The 14937-nt window shown below is 62.6% G+C and carries 12 protein-coding genes and 1 tRNA gene; 6 read left to right on the top strand and 7 right to left on the bottom strand.

All coding sequences use genetic code 11. From position 1 onward, the window contains the following. Window positions 1-33 precede the first annotated feature (33 nt). On the top strand, window positions 34-675 hold the full coding sequence (locus ACTQ33_RS03525) for a Crp/Fnr family transcriptional regulator (RefSeq protein ID WP_441462239.1): 642 nt from the start codon (window positions 34-36) through the stop codon (window positions 673-675). A gap of 49 nt (window positions 676-724) precedes the next feature. Here ACTQ33_RS03525 and ACTQ33_RS03520 read toward each other — a convergent pair whose 3' ends face one another. The 6 genes from ACTQ33_RS03520 to ACTQ33_RS03495 all read right to left on the bottom strand — a co-directional run bounded on the left by ACTQ33_RS03520 (window position 725) and on the right by ACTQ33_RS03495 (window position 8274). Beyond that, window positions 725-2017, bottom strand: a complete 1293-nt coding sequence (locus ACTQ33_RS03520; RefSeq protein ID WP_441462237.1) for a UDP-N-acetylglucosamine 1-carboxyvinyltransferase — start codon at window positions 2015-2017, stop codon at window positions 725-727. Between the two features lie 251 nt (window positions 2018-2268). Next, complete coding sequence (locus tag ACTQ33_RS03515; protein WP_441462235.1) at window positions 2269-3108, bottom strand: hypothetical protein; 840 nt, start codon at window positions 3106-3108, stop codon at window positions 2269-2271. A gap of 11 nt (window positions 3109-3119) precedes the next feature. Then, entirely contained in the window at window positions 3120-4373 is a 1254-nt protein-coding gene (locus tag ACTQ33_RS03510; RefSeq protein ID WP_441462233.1) for a hypothetical protein, read from the bottom strand. A gap of 14 nt (window positions 4374-4387) precedes the next feature. Then, window positions 4388-6130 (bottom strand): ATP-binding protein, encoded by a 1743-nt coding sequence (locus ACTQ33_RS03505; RefSeq protein WP_441462231.1) that lies wholly within the window; start codon window positions 6128-6130, stop codon window positions 4388-4390. A gap of 24 nt (window positions 6131-6154) precedes the next feature. Next, window positions 6155-6847, bottom strand: coding sequence for a response regulator (locus ACTQ33_RS03500; protein ID WP_441462229.1), 693 nt, complete (start codon window positions 6845-6847; stop codon window positions 6155-6157). Between the two features lie 95 nt (window positions 6848-6942). Continuing rightward, window positions 6943-8274: an RsmB/NOP family class I SAM-dependent RNA methyltransferase gene (locus ACTQ33_RS03495; protein ID WP_441462227.1), complete on the bottom strand. Its 1332-nt coding sequence runs from the start codon at window positions 8272-8274 to the stop codon at window positions 6943-6945. 294 nt (window positions 8275-8568) lie between these two features. On the opposite strand from ACTQ33_RS03495, the gene ACTQ33_RS03490 reads away from it, so the two are divergent. The 5 genes from ACTQ33_RS03490 to ACTQ33_RS03470 all read left to right on the top strand — a co-directional run bounded on the left by ACTQ33_RS03490 (window position 8569) and on the right by ACTQ33_RS03470 (window position 13404). After that, window positions 8569-9699, top strand: coding sequence for a hypothetical protein (locus tag ACTQ33_RS03490; protein ID WP_441462225.1), 1131 nt, complete (start codon window positions 8569-8571; stop codon window positions 9697-9699). Next, window positions 9696-10529, top strand: coding sequence for an RnfABCDGE type electron transport complex subunit D (locus tag ACTQ33_RS03485; protein WP_441462223.1), 834 nt, complete (start codon window positions 9696-9698; stop codon window positions 10527-10529). The genes ACTQ33_RS03490 and ACTQ33_RS03485 overlap by 4 nt, the downstream gene beginning before the upstream one ends. Before the next feature lie 114 nt (window positions 10530-10643). Continuing rightward, window positions 10644-12521: a tRNA uridine-5-carboxymethylaminomethyl(34) synthesis enzyme MnmG gene (gene mnmG / locus ACTQ33_RS03480; protein ID WP_441462221.1), complete on the top strand. Its 1878-nt coding sequence runs from the start codon at window positions 10644-10646 to the stop codon at window positions 12519-12521. Beyond that, complete coding sequence (locus ACTQ33_RS03475; RefSeq protein WP_441462219.1) at window positions 12511-13275, top strand: TatD family hydrolase; 765 nt, start codon at window positions 12511-12513, stop codon at window positions 13273-13275. The genes mnmG and ACTQ33_RS03475 overlap by 11 nt, the downstream gene beginning before the upstream one ends. Window positions 13276-13330: 55 nt before the next feature. Beyond that, window positions 13331-13404, top strand: a tRNA-Gly gene (locus ACTQ33_RS03470). 15 nt (window positions 13405-13419) lie between these two features. Here ACTQ33_RS03470 and ACTQ33_RS03465 read toward each other — a convergent pair. Continuing rightward, window positions 13420-14835 (bottom strand): helix-turn-helix domain-containing protein, encoded by a 1416-nt coding sequence (locus ACTQ33_RS03465; RefSeq protein ID WP_441462217.1) that lies wholly within the window; start codon window positions 14833-14835, stop codon window positions 13420-13422. Window positions 14836-14937 lie beyond the last annotated feature (102 nt).

Genomic DNA, 14937 nt, shown 5'->3' with positions numbered 1-14937 from the left:
CGTGTACAATGAACCCGAAAGGAGGGGACCGCCATGCGGGAAATCCAGCCAAAGGCCCACTATGCCGAACAGCTGCGGCCCTATGAGATCGACGCCGCCGACTGCCGCTGTCTGTTTTTTTCCGCCGGGGAGACGTTGATTCGTCAAGGGGAACCGGTGGAGAGTCTTTATTTTATTATAGAGGGCCGGGTGGAAGCCCTGGTGCTCCAGGACGACGGGCGGCGTCTGGCCCTGTGCTACACCGCCGAAAGCGGTGCGCTGGGGGACGTGGAACTGATGCAGGAGGCCGACGGGGCCACGGCCACCGTGGCAGCCCAGACAGATGTCATCTGTCTGGCCTATCCCTACGCCAGAGCCCGGCGGCAGCGGGAGGAAAATCTGGTATTTCTGCGGCAGGTGGCCCGGGATTTGTCGTTGAAGCTGACCCGCAGCACCGACCGTTTGGTACGCGCCAGTCTGTCCCCGGCCCGGGAGCAGGTGTGCCGCCATCTGTTGCAGCACCGGCGGGGCAGCCGCTACTGCGGAACCCTGATGGAGATTTCCGCCGCTACCGGCATCAGCTACCGCCACATTCAGCGCATTATCCAAAAGCTGTGCGCCGACGGCGTCATGAAAAAGACGCCGCAAGGCTTTTACCATTTGGATTTGGAACGTCTGTCAAAATCCTGTCCATAGCAGCACAAGCGGGCGTGCCGCGCGGCGGCACGCCCGTAATTCATATTCCTTAACCGGCGGCGTCTGTACCGTTACCCTCGTAAGTCTCAATGCGCCGAATGTCCGCGCCGATGGCCCGGAGCTTTCCGATAATGTCCTCATAGCCCCGTTCAATATATTGGATATCCTCCACTGTCGTATGGCCTTCGGCGGCCAGACCGGCGATGACCATAGCCGCACCGGCCCGCAGATCACAGGCCTTGACGCTGCACCCGTGCAGGGTCTGCACGCCGTCCACCACGGCAACGCCGCCGTTGACCTGGATGCTGGCCCCCATGCGCATCAGCTCCGCCGTGTAGCGGAACCGGTTGTCGTAAATGCCCTCGGTGATGATGCTGGTGCCGTTGGCCAAAGACAGACACACGGCGATTTGCGGCTGCATATCCGTGGGGAAGCCGGGATAGGGCATGGTCTTCACATTGGCCCGGCGCAGCGGGCGCTGCCGGGTAATGCGGATTGCGTCATCATACTCGGTGACCTGAACGCCGATCTCCCGCAGCTTGGCGGTGATACAGTCCATATGCTTGGGAATGATGTTCTCCACCACCACATCGCCGCCCACAGCGGCCACGGCGGCCATGTAGGTTCCGGCCTCGATCTGGTCAGGAATGATGCAGTAGGTGCCGCCCTTGAGCTGGTCCACGCCGCGAATTTTGATGACATCCGTACCAGCGCCGGAGACCTTTGCGCCCATGGCGTTGAGGAAGTTTGCCAAATCCACAATATGGGGTTCCTTGGCGCAGTTTTCAATGATGGTGGTGCCTTTCGCCAGAACAGCGGCAATCATGATATTCATGGTAGCGCCCACGCTGACCATGTCCAGATACACATGGCCGCCGGTGAGGCCGCCGTCGGGGGCGTCGGCACAGACGTAACCGTCCAGCTGATCGACGCAGGCGCCCAACGCTTCAAAGCCCTTGATATGCTGGTCGATGGGGCGGACGCCGAAGTTGCAGCCGCCGGGCATCGCCACCTTGGCCTGACCAAACCGGCCCAGCTCCGCGCCGATGAGGTAGTAGGAAGCACGGATGCGGCGCACCAGATCGATGGGCGCCACAATATTGCGCACACGGGTGCAGTCCAGCTCCAATGTATGGCGGGACTTTCTGCGGATGGACACGCCCATATCGGCAAGAATTTGCAGCAGTAGGCGCACATCGGAAATATCCGGCACATTTTCAATACGGCAGGAGCCGCTCACCAGCAGCGCCGCCGGCAAAATGGCAACAGCAGCGTTTTTCGCACCGGAGATGCTCACGGTACCCTGGAGGCGTTTGCCGCCGTTGATCTCATATTTGATCAATGTTACAGCCCTCTTCAATACAGGATCGATGCTCCGGACCGTGTCCGGAGCCGGGAACGGTTCCCGGTACTGTCAGCATTCCCCATCATGGAAAAACCATACCCATACGGGGCTGCCAATGGCCGACAGGCCGGTTCTGGTTAAAAAGGCAGATTCCGGCACACAACAGTATAGCACACCATCGGGAGAATGTAAAGAAAGTTTTAAGAATTGAAAACAAACGGAAACAAATTTCCTTCCACAATTTTCCGTCACCGAACCAGAGGGCTGACCGTGCGGGTAATGCCGTTGACCCAGAAATCACCGGTATCGGTATAGATGGCCCAGCCGGGTACCAGCCGCACCACCGCCGCCGACGCCGTATCGGCCCGGCAGTAGCCCTGTTCCACTTCATTGACCGTGGCGCCCACCCATCCCAGGGTGTCGCGGCTGCCCAGAAACGCCACCAAGGCGTCGGCGGCGGTACAGCCGATGATATCGTCGGTGCGGACCAGACCGGTGGTGTCGAAGTACAGCGTCCCCGTCAACTCTGTGAGAATGTTGTTTTCATAGTTGGCCGTGACGGCGGCGGTGAACACCGGCACCTCCAGCAGCTGCTGTGTGGCCGTCAGCCGGTAGACACCGGCCCGGACCCGCTGGGGTGTGGTTACCCCGGCCGGTTCCAGTCCCATCCGGACCAGAAGGCCCGACAGGTCCTTGGTCATATCGGCCACAGGCTTCTGGTCCTGGAGCTTGGCTGTCAGCACGTTGCCCCGGGACAGCTGGCAGGAGCCCGCCGCCGAGGAATAGGTCTGGATATAGCGGGTGGAATCGTGCTCCATCAGCACCATCTCCCCCAGCAGGGCCTGCATGGCAGGCAAAGCGCCGCTGTCGTCGGGAGTAAACTCCAGGGTATAGAGGGGCCGGGTATCGGGCAGCTGACCGGCATGGAGCTGGACACCGGCCTGGGCAAACAGCGTCTCCAATGCCTCCTGGGACTGGGCCTGCTGGTTCTGGCGCTGGCGGGCCAACGGAATCAACAGCACCAGCAGCATGATATTGGCCACCAGGAGAATCAGAATCACAATGTTCTTGATCTTGGATATGGGCATGGTTTGCCTCCTTAGGAACGAAGCCAGTCGGCCTGCAAGGTGTTCTCACCCATGTCGGCGTAGCCGGGCCGCAGCCGGGTCCCCGCCGGGGCGATGGCGGCGGCCTGTCGGGGCGGCAGCAGGGCCGTGGACTCTCCGGTGACGGTATAGGTCCGCAGGCGCAGCGTCAGTTCCGTCAGGATGTTGCCCTGGAAGCGGGCTTCCACGGCGGGGCCGTCGGCCCGCAGGACCTCCAGTCCCTCCACATAGCAGGAGAATTCCACTGTGGCCGTCTGGCCGTCGGTCTCCAGCCCCGTAAACCAGAGACAGCTGTCCCCCAACTGCCCGGCGGCGATGGTGTCCACCAGGGAGCGGACCAGTTCGATACGCTGGGCATCGCCGTCTCCAGCGGCGGCGAACCGCTGGGACAGCCCTGTGTTTTCCAGCTTCAAAACGCCGTCGGCGCTGATGCGCAGCGCGGCGTTGCTATCGGTATAGGTGGTGCTGCTGTCATCCTGGTACACGCTGTCGCCGTAGGGATTGAACCCCAACGTCGTAGCGGCGGTCCTGAGAAACGACTCGTTCACCGGGTTGGAAGCCCGGACGGCAGGTACCGCCGTATAGGACGGCTGAATGACAGTCATGGGGTCCAGATGGCCGTAGGGTCCGCCGCCCTCAACGGCCAAGAACGAGCCGTCGGTACCCAAGGTCTCCAGAACCTCGCCAAATGTCGTACTGTCCACCTCGGTTTCCATGGCCTGATAGACGCCGTCGGCCTCCACCAGCAGCTCCACGGCGTCACCGCTGCGGCGCAGGCAGAACAGTTGTCCGCTGCCGGTGTGTTCATCGCCGGTGGCGTCCAGCCACTGGGACAGCACATTCAGCGGGACGGCCCCGGGGTAGTAGAAGTACAGCTCCGCCTGGGCGGCACGGCGGAGAAAGGTCATACGGTTCAGCGCTTCCGCCGTCCCCGCCGTGTCCAGAGCGGCGGCCAGCTGGCCGCCCAGGGCGGCAAAGGCGTTGTCCAACGCCTCCTGGCTGCCCAGGTAGCTGATGCGGCCCGCCGGACCCACCGCGGTAATCACGATGGGCAGCGCCGCATCGGTAAAGGTGGGGTCCTCGGTCTTTCTGGGCGGGGCGGACAATTTTCCGGACAGCGTCTGCATCATGCCGGAAAGGCTGTCGGCGCCACTGTACTGAATGGCCGTCAGAGACAGCATCACCACGGAGAGCAGCAGCAGGACAATGAGGATGGACTTGCACACTTCCTTGGCGCGTGGACGCACGATGGGTCCTCCTTTCACGCTTGGGGTTCGGCGGCAGGCAGAGTGACGGTGACGGTGGTACCCTTGCCGTAGACGGAATCGATGTGGATTTCGCCCTTGTGCTGGCGCAGGATCTCGCTGGCAATGGACAGGCCCAGGCCCGTGCCGCCGGACTCTCTGGACCGGGCCTTGTCCACCCGGTAGAACCGTTCAAACAGCCGGGGCAGGTCCTTTTCGGGAATGCCGATGCCGTTGTCCCGTACCTTGGCCCAGACCAGTTCACCGCTGACACCGGCCAGCAGTTCGATACGGCCGCCGTCGGGGGTGTATTTGATGGCGTTGGAGACCACATTGATGAGGACCTGCTGGATACGATCCCGGTCGCCGTTGACCTCCGGCAGGTCATCCGGGATGTCCACCGTCAGGGTGTGGCCGTGATTGCGGGCGTCCATGGCCACGGCTTCGGCCACATCCCGGATGGCCCCGGCAAAGGAAAACCGGGAGATGTTCATCTCCATTTTGCCGTAGTCGAACTTGCTGAGGGTCAGCAGGTCCTGGACAATGCGGGTCATGCGGTCGGCTTCGTTGATGATGACGCCCAGGAACTGCTGCTGCAATTCCGGCGGCAGGTCGCCGCCGGCGTCTGCCATGGTCTCCGCATAGGATTTGACGTTGGTCAGGGGCGTGCGCAGCTCATGGGACACATTGGCTACAAATTCCCGGCGGGTCTGCTCGCTCTTGCGCTGCTCGGTGACGTCGTGAATGACGGCGATGACACCGGCGGGGCTGCCCTCGGTGGTGAACGGCGCCATAAACAGCTCCAAACTCCGGTCGCCCACGGTTTTCTCCGTCTCCACGAACTCCGGACTCTCCAAAGCCAGCACCAGAGGCAGCTGGGTCTCCTGGCCGAAGAGCTCGTCAAAGCCGCCGGATTTGGCCGGGTCACAGCCCAGCATCTGAACAGCGGCGGGGTTGGCGTGGATAACGCGGCCCTGGGCATCAAAGGCCACCACACCGTCGGTCATATGCAGAAACAGGGTGGAGAGCTTGTTGCGCTCGTTTTCGGCGGCGGCCAGGGTGTCCCGGAGGACCCGGGACATGTCGTTAAAATCTCGGGTCAACGCACCGATTTCATCCCGGGAGGTGACCTCCAGCTTTTCTGAAAAGTCCCCGGCGGCCACCCGCCGGGTCCCCTTGGACAGGGCCCGCAGAGGCGTAATGAGGATTTGTGCCAGCAGCACCGACAGTACCAGACAGATGCCCAGGCCCATAATCAGAGACTGCACAATGATATCCATGACATTGGCGGTCAAGTCGTTGACGGTGGATTTATTGTCCAGCACATAGACGATGTACGAGGCGTTGTCCCCTGTGATGGGCACCGCCAAATCCATATAGGGACTGGTGATGGAACTGTTCTGGCCCACCCGTCCATTGAGGGCCTCCAGCAGATTGTTGGTGGTGGAGACAGCGGCAGTTTGGTCGGAGCCCGCAAGTATGGCGCCGCTGCTGTCCAGGACATAGACGTTGCGCCCGGTGATATCGATGCCCAGGTCCGCATTGGACATGAGCAGTCTCTGCATCTCCTTCTCGCCCTCGTCGGCGGTATCCTGGAGCTGCCGGATGAAGTCCTGAGAGAAGGTGCGGCCCATCTCGTCGTAGAACTGATCGATATAGAAATTCCCGACACCGTTGATGAGGAAGGAACCGACGACGGTCATCAGCGCCAGAATCAACAGCATCATAATGAGTACCAGTTTTGTGCGGATGGAGCCCATGTTGCACCTCGTTTTTCTGTGCCGTTACAGCACGAAGTAGTAGCCCGCGCCCCGCTTGGTGAGGATGTGGACGGGCTTGCCGGGGTCGTCCTCGATTTTTTCACGGAGCCGGCGCACCGTCACGTCCACCGTGCGCATATCGCCGTAGTAGTCGTAATTCCAGACTTTTTCCAGCAGTTCTTCCCGGGTAAACACCTTATCGGGTGCGGCCATCAAGAACGAAAGCAGATCAAATTCCTTTTGGGTCAACTCCACGAGGACGCCGTTTTTGCGGGCGGAGAAGCCGTCCGGGTCCAATACCAGCCCCGCAGACGGCGTCTCCTGGGACGGTGCGGGGTTCTCGGCGGAATCCAGCGTGCGGCGGCGGATGTTGGCCTTGACTCTGGCCATCAGCTCCCGCATGGAAAAGGGCTTGGTGATGTAATCGTCGGCGCCGGCCTCCAGGCCGAACACCTTGTCGTTTTCCTCCTCACGGGCGGTCAGCATGATGATAGGTGTGCTGACGCCCCCCTCCCGCAGCTGACGGCAGATGGAAAAGCCGTCCAGCTTGGGCAGCATCACGTCCAGCAGAATCAAATCCGGGTCGGCGGTACGGGCCAGCTGGAGACCGGCTTCGCCGTCCAATGCCTCCAGCGTTTCGTAGCCCTCCCGGGACAGGTTGAATTTGAGAATCTCCACAATGGCCCGTTCATCTTCGACGATCAGGACTTTTGACATACACACGAACCTCCTTATGGATGGATGTACGGCAACGGGGGCAGGCCCCGCCCTGCCGTTCTTTTTCCCAACATGGCATCCACGCCAACCATAGGTTACCGGCGCAGCCCCTTGGGATAGTGGTTTTTCAGCACGCCGCCGCTGCCCTTGGCCCAGCCCATGGAAAGGCCGTCTACGGTGATCAGCGTCCACCCGGTCTGGGGGGCGGAAAGCGTCTGGCCCGACAGATAGGCGGCGATCTCCGGACTGTCCACGGAAAAGTCCGCCACAGAGGCGGCGGTTTTCAGCCACAGGGCCAGGGCGTGGGCCGGTTCAAACCGGTTTTTCAGCAGCTGGCCCAGCTCCAGGCCGGGGCGGATGACTTTAAGACCCCGCAGTTCCGGCATGGCAGGCGGCGCCAGCCACAGGGATTTTCCAAAGGGCAGCAGTTCTCCCTCCGGCAGACTGATGTCCAGGGCGGTCAGAAAATCCGACAATTCCGCGGGATACGGTTCCCGCCGTCCGGTACGGGCGGTGGAGAACGCCGGCTCCGCATCCTCTCCGTATTTCTCCAGCACGGCAATATAATGGCCCTCGCCCTTCAGTTTATGAGGCCACAGACGAAACGTCTTTTCAAGACCGGGGGCCGGGTCATCGATCCAGTCGGGACGGCCGGGGGCAAACCAGGGGGCGTCCACCTTTACCACATGAAAGTCCGGGTGGGTGTGGAGGAACCGGGACACGGTACCCTCGTTTTCCTCCGGGGCAAAGGTACAGGTGGAATAGACCAGGCGGCCGCCGGGCCGCAGCATGACGGCGGCGGATTTCAAAATCTCATCCTGCCGCCGGGCGCACATCTGCACTGTCTCCACGCTCCAGTCGGCCACGGCGGCGGCCTCCTTGCGGAACATACCCTCGCCGGAACAGGGGGCGTCCACCAGAATGCGGTCAAAATAGCCGGGGAACCGCTCCTCCAGCCGTTTCGGATGTTCGTTGAGCACCAGCGCATTGGCGCAGCCCATGCGCTCCAGGTTCTGGCCCAGGATTCTGGCCCGTTTCGGCTCGATTTCATTGGAGATCAGAAGCCCCTGGCCATCCAGCAGGGCGGCCAGCTGGGTGGACTTGCCGCCGGGGGCGGCGCACAGGTCCAGAACGGTCATGCCGGGCCGTACATCCAGCAGACCGGCCGGAGCCATGGCGCTGGCCTCCTGCAAGTAGTATGCCCCCGCGTCGTGATAGGGAGACAGGCCGGGGCGGGTGTTGGGGTCGAAATAATAGCCGTTCGCCGCCCATGGCACCGGTTCGCCGCCGGTGACCGTTGGCAGTTTTTTCAGCGTGTTGAGCCGCAGGGCCACGGCACGGGGCCGCTTGGCGGCGTCCAGAAACGCCTCCAGACCCTCCGGTCCGATCAGCCCCTCCATGCGGCTTAAAAATTCCTTGGGAAACATGGGGTTCCCTCCTTGGGGATAGATAAGAGTATTGTACCGCATGGATAAAAAAAATGCAAAGAAAAACCGTTTTTCCCCGCATTTCCCCGACGGCAGCTGACGGGCCGCCGTCCGCCGCGCCGTCTATACCAACTTTCGTTCGCAACTTTCGACGGCCACCGGGAGCCTGCGGGGGCCTTTGCTTCTCTTCCGCCCCCCTCTGCATTTTCCGACCCCTTCCGGCCAGTGGACAAATCCGGCGGCCTCCGGTATGATATAGCCAAAATTTACCAGATATAGAAGGAGGTCCTGTCCATGCTGCCATGGAATCGCGGCGTCCCCATGGGCCGGGCGGTCACCACGCCCCCCACCAGTCTGCCGCAGCAAGAACGTATCATTCTGCCCCTGCCCCGGGGGGAAACCCCCCTGGTCCGGGTCGGGGACCCTGTCTCCCGGGGCCAGCGGGTAGCCGACGGCAACGGCGATCCCCTGCCCCTCTTCTCGCCGGTCTCCGGCACCGTGGCCGCCCTGGACACTATGGACTTAGCCGCCGGCGGCTCCTGTCTGGCGCTGATCCTCCAAAACGACGGTCTGGACACGGCCTCTGACCCTCTGGAGCTGCCGGACGACGAGTACGCCCTCTGGGACAGCGGCGTACGGCTGCCCGGCGGCCGTCCCCTGGCCCAGGCCGTCACCCAGGCCGCGCCGGGACTGGATACGCTGATTCTCTCCGCCATGGACCGGGAACCGTGGCACTGCACCGAGGACGCGGCCCTCTGTCTTGACGCCGACGCCGTGGCGGCGGGCCTGGCCTTTCTGAACCGACTGCTCCATCCCCGGCGCACCCTGCTGGCCGTGGGAGCCGGTCAGCATCAGGCGGCCCAAGCCGCCGCATCCCTGGATTGCACCGTGATGACGGTCCCCCAGCGCTATCCCCTGGCCCATCCCCAATTATTGGCAGAATCCCTAGGCCGTCTGCCCCCCGGCCAGCCGCCCCAGGAGGGCGACGTGCTGGTGCTGCCCGTCAGCGCGGTGGCCGCTTTCGGCGCGGCGCTGCAAGGCACACCCCCCATCCGCCAGCGGGTCAGTGTGGCATGGCGGCGGGGCCACGCCCTTATTGACGCCCCCATGGGCGCGCCCCTGTCGGCCATTCTGGAAGCCGCCGCCGCCCCGGACGGTCCCCTGCTGCTGGGCGGCCCCATGACCGGCTCTCCCCTGCGCCATGCCGACGGTCCCCTGGTCCCCGGTATCACATCCCTGTGCGTCCTACCGCCCCGCCGCCATCGCAACGGCACCCCCTGCATCCGCTGCGGTCGCTGCGCCGCCGTCTGCCCCATGGACCGCCAGCCCTGGCTGGGCATCGGCCATTGTCTCCACTGCGGCGCCTGCCGCTACGTCTGTCCCGCCGCCGGGTACACCCCATCCAAAGAGGAGGTTTTATTATGAATACCGCACCGTACATCCACTGTGGCCAATCCACGGCCCTGCAAATGCTGGACGCCGCCATTGCCCTGCTGCCGGCAGCAGCGGGGGCCGTCTGGTTCTTCGGCCTGCGGGCCGCCGCCATGATTCTGTTGGCCGTGGCCGCTGCCGCCGGCACCCAATTTCTATGGGACCGCTTCACCGGACGGCAGGAGCTGCGAACGCTGACAATTCTGGTGACGGGCCTGCTGTCGGCCCTGTTGCTGCCCGCCCGGGCCGCCCTGTGGGCCGCGCCCCTGGGGGCTTTCCTGGCCGTGTCCGTCAAGGTCCTCACCGGCGGCATCGGCCAGAACTGGTGGAATCCCGCCGCACTGGGCCGCGCCGCCCTGCTGCCTCTTTTGTGTCCCCTGGCCCTAAAGGACTGCCAGGGCACCTTCCTCATGGCCTATCTGGACGGGGCCATGGGAGAGGCGTCCACGCTGCTGCTGCTGGTGGGCGCGGCCTATCTGGCCATGCGCCATCTGCTGCCCTGGGCGGTGGCCCTTCCCTATCTGTGCGCGTCGTTTCTGACAGCGGCAGTGCTGCCCCACTGTGACCCTCTGGCCGTGCTCTGCTGGGGCGGTACCATCCTGGGGGCCTGCTTCCTGTCCGCCGACCCGGTGACCACCCCCATGGGGCTGACCTTCCGGGTGCTCTACGGCGTCTTTACCGGTGCCGTCGCCACGGTGTTCTCCTTTTACGGCTGGGGCATGGGCGGCGTGGTGGTCGCCACCCTGGCCGCCAACACAGCGTTCCGCGCTGCCGAAACCATCACCGCCCGATTGCAGAATACCGCCGAATTGGAACAGGTTTGAATCCCGCCCATTCCTCCAAGAGGGGCGCCGCCATGGGCGGCGCCCCTCATGCACTTCCCTCCCTCAACTGTTACAATATAGGCTAGAATATTCTGCGTTTGGGAGGAATCCCCCATGGAAACTTACGATATCGCCGTCATCGGCGCCGGTCACGCCGGAATCGAAGCGGGTCTGGCCGCCGCCCGGCTGGGTCTCAGGACGGTGGTGTTTACCATCAATTTAGACGCCGTTGGCAATATGCCCTGCAACCCCGCCATCGGCGGTACCGGCAAGGGCCATCTGGTCCGGGAGTTGGATGCCCTGGGCGGTGAAATGGGACGGGCCGCCGATGCCTGCTGCATCCAATACCGGATGCTGAACCTGGGCAAAGGCCCCGCCGTCCACTCCCTCCGGGCCCAGGCCGACCGGCGGCTATATCAGTCCCATATGAAGCACATTCTGGAACAGCAGGAGCACCTCTATCTGCGCCAGGATCAGGTGACGGCAATCGAAGCGGAACAGGGCGCTGTCTCCGCCGTGGTGACGCGGCTGGGCCTGCGGTTTCCCGTCCGCGCCGTGGTCATCGCCTCCGGCACCTATCTGGAGAGCAGCGTCATCACCGGCGACGTCTCCTATGACTCCGGCCCGGACGGTATGCACGCCGCCCACGGTCTTTCCAACTGTCTGCGGAACCTGGGCCTGCGGCTCCAGCGGTTCAAAACCGGTACGCCGCCCCGTCTCAACGCCCGCAGCGTCGATTTCTCCAAAATGGAAGTGCAGACCGGCGACAGCGATCCCGAGCCCTTCTCTTTTACCACGGAGCATCCTCTGAAAAACCGGGCGGTGTGCTACCTCACCTATACCAATGAACAAACCCATCGAGTCATCCGGGACAACCTCCACTGCTCTCCCCTCTATTCCGGCAAGATCACCGGCATCGGCCCCCGGTACTGTCCCTCCATCGAGGACAAGGTGGTGCGCTTTTCGGAAAAGCCCCGGCACCAGCTCTTTGTGGAGCCTACGGGCCTCGACACCGACGAACTGTATTTGCAGGGCTTTTCGTCCAGTCTTCCGGTGGATGTCCAGTTGGAAATGCTCCACACCATCCCCGGTCTGGAGCACGCCGAGATGATGCGGCCCGCCTACGCCATCGAATACGACTGCATTGACCCCACGGAGCTGCTGCCTACATTGGAAACAAAGAAAATTAGCGGGCTCTACGGCGCCGGCCAGTTCAACGGCTCCTCCGGCTATGAGGAGGCCGCCGTTCAGGGCTTTGTAGCCGGTGTCAACGCCGCTTTGAAGCTCTTGGGCCGGGAGCCTATGATCCTCAAGCGCTCCGACGGCTACATTGGAACTCTAGTGGACGATCTGGTGACCAAAGGTACCCACGAACCCTACCGCATTATGACCTCCCGCAGCGAATACCGGCTGCTCCACCGGCAGGACAATGCCGACCAGCGTTTGACGGCCATCGGCCACCGCGTCGGTCTGGTGTCCGATGACCGGCTCCGGGCTGTGGAGGAAAAATACGCGGCAGTGGAACGGGAAAAAGCCCGTCTGGAAGCCAAGGGCGTTCCGGCTTCCCCGGAACTTTCGGCCATGCTGGAGCAAGTCGGAGAGATGCCGGTGAAATCGTCGGCCCGTCTGGCCGACCTGCTGCGCCGTCCCGGCGTCACCTATGAAATGCTGGCCCCCTTTGACCCGGAACGGCCGGACCTGCCCGCCGCCGTGACGGAACAGGTGCAGATACAATTAAAATACGCCGGTTACCTGGAACGGCAGGAAAAGCAGGTGGCCGAATTTCAGAAAGCCGAAGCCCGTCTGCTGCCCGCCGATCTGGACTATGACCAGTTGGGCGGACTGCGGTTGGAGGCCCGGCAGAAGCTCAACGCCATCCGGCCCCTCAATGTGGGCCAGGCTTCGCGAATTTCCGGCGTCAGCCCCGCCGACGTGGCGGTGCTGCTGATCTGGCTGGAGCAGAACGCAGGAGGAACAGACCATGCTCTTTGATACCCATGCCCACTACGATGCCAAACGCTTTGACAACGACCGCCACGAATTGCTGGCCTCCATGCAGCAAAACGGCGTGGGCCGCATTCTGAATGCCGGGTGCGATCTGGAATCCAGCCGGATGGCCATTGAACTGGCCCATCAATACAACTTTATATATGCTGCCGTCGGCTCCCACCCCGATGACGCCGACCATGTGGACGGCGCGTTGGTGGATACCTATCGGGAATTGGCCAAAGAGGATAAGGTGGTCGCCATTGGAGAAATCGGCCTGGACTATTATTATGAAGACGTACCCCGGGAGCAGCAGAAAAAAGCCTTTCGGATGCAGATGGAACTGGCCCGGGCGCTGCATCTGCCGGTCATCGTCCACGAGCGGGACGCCCACGGCGACGGTCTGGAGATTGTAAAGGAATTCCCCGACGTCACCGGCGTGTTCCACTGTTACTCCGGCTCTCTGGAGATGGCGCGGGAATTGGTGAAGCTGGGCTGGTATGTGGGCTTTACCGGTGTACTGACCTTCAAAAACGCCCGCAAAGCGCTGGAGGTGGCGGAGAATGTGCCCCTGCACCGCATCGTACTGGAAACCGATTGCCCCTATATGGCGCCGGAGCCCTACCGGGGCAAACGCTGCGACTCCACCATGCTGCCCCGTATGGCGGAAAAGCTGGCCCAGCTGCGGGACAAAACCGTGGAGGAAATCGAACAAATCACCTGGGAAAATGGGTGCCGTCTGTTCCGTTTGAAACCTTGACAATTTTCGGTTGAATTTTACACGGGAATCTGCTATACTAACTCTGCGAGATGACGCAGGGTTAGTACATCGGTAGTGCATCGGCTTCCCAAGCTGAGAAGGCGGGTTCGATTCCCGTACCCTGCTCCATAAAAAATGACAGGCTCAATGCCTGTCATTTTTTTGTTGCTCCAGAATGCGGAAGGACAGTTGCAAGTGCAGTCGGGTCTGAGGATCATCCAGATCGGCGGTCAACAGCTCTTCCAGCTTATGGAGCCGGTAAAAAAGTGTATTTTTATGGATGGACAGGGCCGCCGCCGTCCGATTGGCCCCCCGTTCCAGGTCGAGATACGTCCGCAGGGTGTCGTACAGCATGGGCGCGCCGTCCTGTTTTTCCCGCCACAGGCGGCGGGCGTCAGGATGACAGGCCGCCAGCACCTGGCCCGCTTCTCTGGTCCCCCACAGGAGATAGTCCACAGCCCAGGTGGAAAACGGCTCCAGAACTGCCGGCGACGTGGAACGCTCCATGGCGTAGCGGACCTGTTCCGCCCATTGGACCGTCTCCGCCACCCCGCCCCCTGGCAGACTGCACGCCAGATGTAGTCCGTTATCGGCGGCCAGTTTCTCCAATTTCTCCGCCAGGGTTCGTCCCCCCTGTGTCTCGTTGACCAGGACCCAGAGCTGTCCCTCCGCCGCCGTACAGATGGCCTGATGGACCGTGCGGCCCAACGTCTCCCGCAGGGGCGACGTCTCCTGTCCGCCGCCGCGAAACGCCCAAAGCCGGTAGGTGTGTTCCGGCAGCCATCCCCGGGTGCGGTACAGGTGCTCCCAGGCCGTCTCCCCCAACGTCTGCCCCGCCATCAGCCGGTCCAGATAAGCGCCGCCGCTTTTGCCGCCAGTGTGCTCCGGCTGGAGATTCACCGCCAGCAGAGCGGCAATCTGCTGAACGATCTGCACATCCCCCCGGTTCAGATGCCGCTCCCGCTCCAGCACTGTCAGGCGGCCCAAAGGCTGCCCGCTGCGGAACACCCGGGTGGTCAGTCCGGCGCTAAATCGCCCGGAACTGCGATGGGGCAGCCGGACGACCTCGTTGGAGACAGCTACTGGCCCCAGTGCTGTCCGGATATTTTCAATGGCCCGCAGAGAGGCATACCCATACGTTTTCAGGTATCGCCACTCCTCATCCACTTCATCGGCGCCATAACAGGCGCTGATCCCCAGGACGCAGCCGTTTTCATCACTGAGCAGTACCGGGCTGTGGAACACCACATGGCACCGGTCCACCAGCCGTTGATAGTCCCGGGCCTCCGCCGCCTCCCGCAGGTCGGCATACCAGTCGTTCATGGCGTCGAAGACACTTTGAACCAGTTCCACCCCCTCCAAAGCGTCCATGTCTCGGATGCGGATGGAATCGCTTTCCCATAGGCACAGGCAGTCTGGGCCGTCCTGCCGTACCTGGACGCAGTTGGTGGCCCAGGCCAGCCGCCCGCTGCGCAGGACCATGGGGGAATCGGGGCGGATGGACACCTCCGGGTCCAGGGCTGCCAGGGCGTTGGCCAGATTCCACATACTCAATTTCACGGGAACCACTCCTTTTCCTTCAGTCTATCACAGTGGGACCGCTCTGTCCACGGGCCATTGTGCTGTTGGCACAATGACCTCGCATTTCCCGCCGTGAAAAAT

Source organism: Candidatus Avoscillospira sp. LCP25S3_F1 (assembly GCF_052117125.1).
Taxonomy (GTDB): Bacteria; Bacillota; Clostridia; order Oscillospirales; family Oscillospiraceae; genus Avoscillospira_A.
This window is presented reverse-complemented; position numbering and strand designations above follow the sequence as displayed.

Coding starts and splice junctions, on each gene's coding strand:
- ACTQ33_RS03500 (WP_441462229.1), bottom strand. CDS start 6,847: ATGTCAAAAGTCCTGATCGTCGAAGATGAACGGGCCATTGTGGAGATT.
- ACTQ33_RS03475 (WP_441462219.1), top strand. CDS start 12,511: ATGCTCTTTGATACCCATGCCCACTACGATGCCAAACGCTTTGACAAC.
- ACTQ33_RS03505 (WP_441462231.1), bottom strand. CDS start 6,130: ATGGGCTCCATCCGCACAAAACTGGTACTCATTATGATGCTGTTGATT.
- ACTQ33_RS03515 (WP_441462235.1), bottom strand. CDS start 3,108: ATGCCCATATCCAAGATCAAGAACATTGTGATTCTGATTCTCCTGGTG.
- ACTQ33_RS03525 (WP_441462239.1), top strand. CDS start 34: ATGCGGGAAATCCAGCCAAAGGCCCACTATGCCGAACAGCTGCGGCCC.
- mnmG (WP_441462221.1), top strand. CDS start 10,644: ATGGAAACTTACGATATCGCCGTCATCGGCGCCGGTCACGCCGGAATC.
- ACTQ33_RS03495 (WP_441462227.1), bottom strand. CDS start 8,274: ATGTTTCCCAAGGAATTTTTAAGCCGCATGGAGGGGCTGATCGGACCG.
- ACTQ33_RS03490 (WP_441462225.1), top strand. CDS start 8,569: ATGCTGCCATGGAATCGCGGCGTCCCCATGGGCCGGGCGGTCACCACG.
- ACTQ33_RS03485 (WP_441462223.1), top strand. CDS start 9,696: ATGAATACCGCACCGTACATCCACTGTGGCCAATCCACGGCCCTGCAA.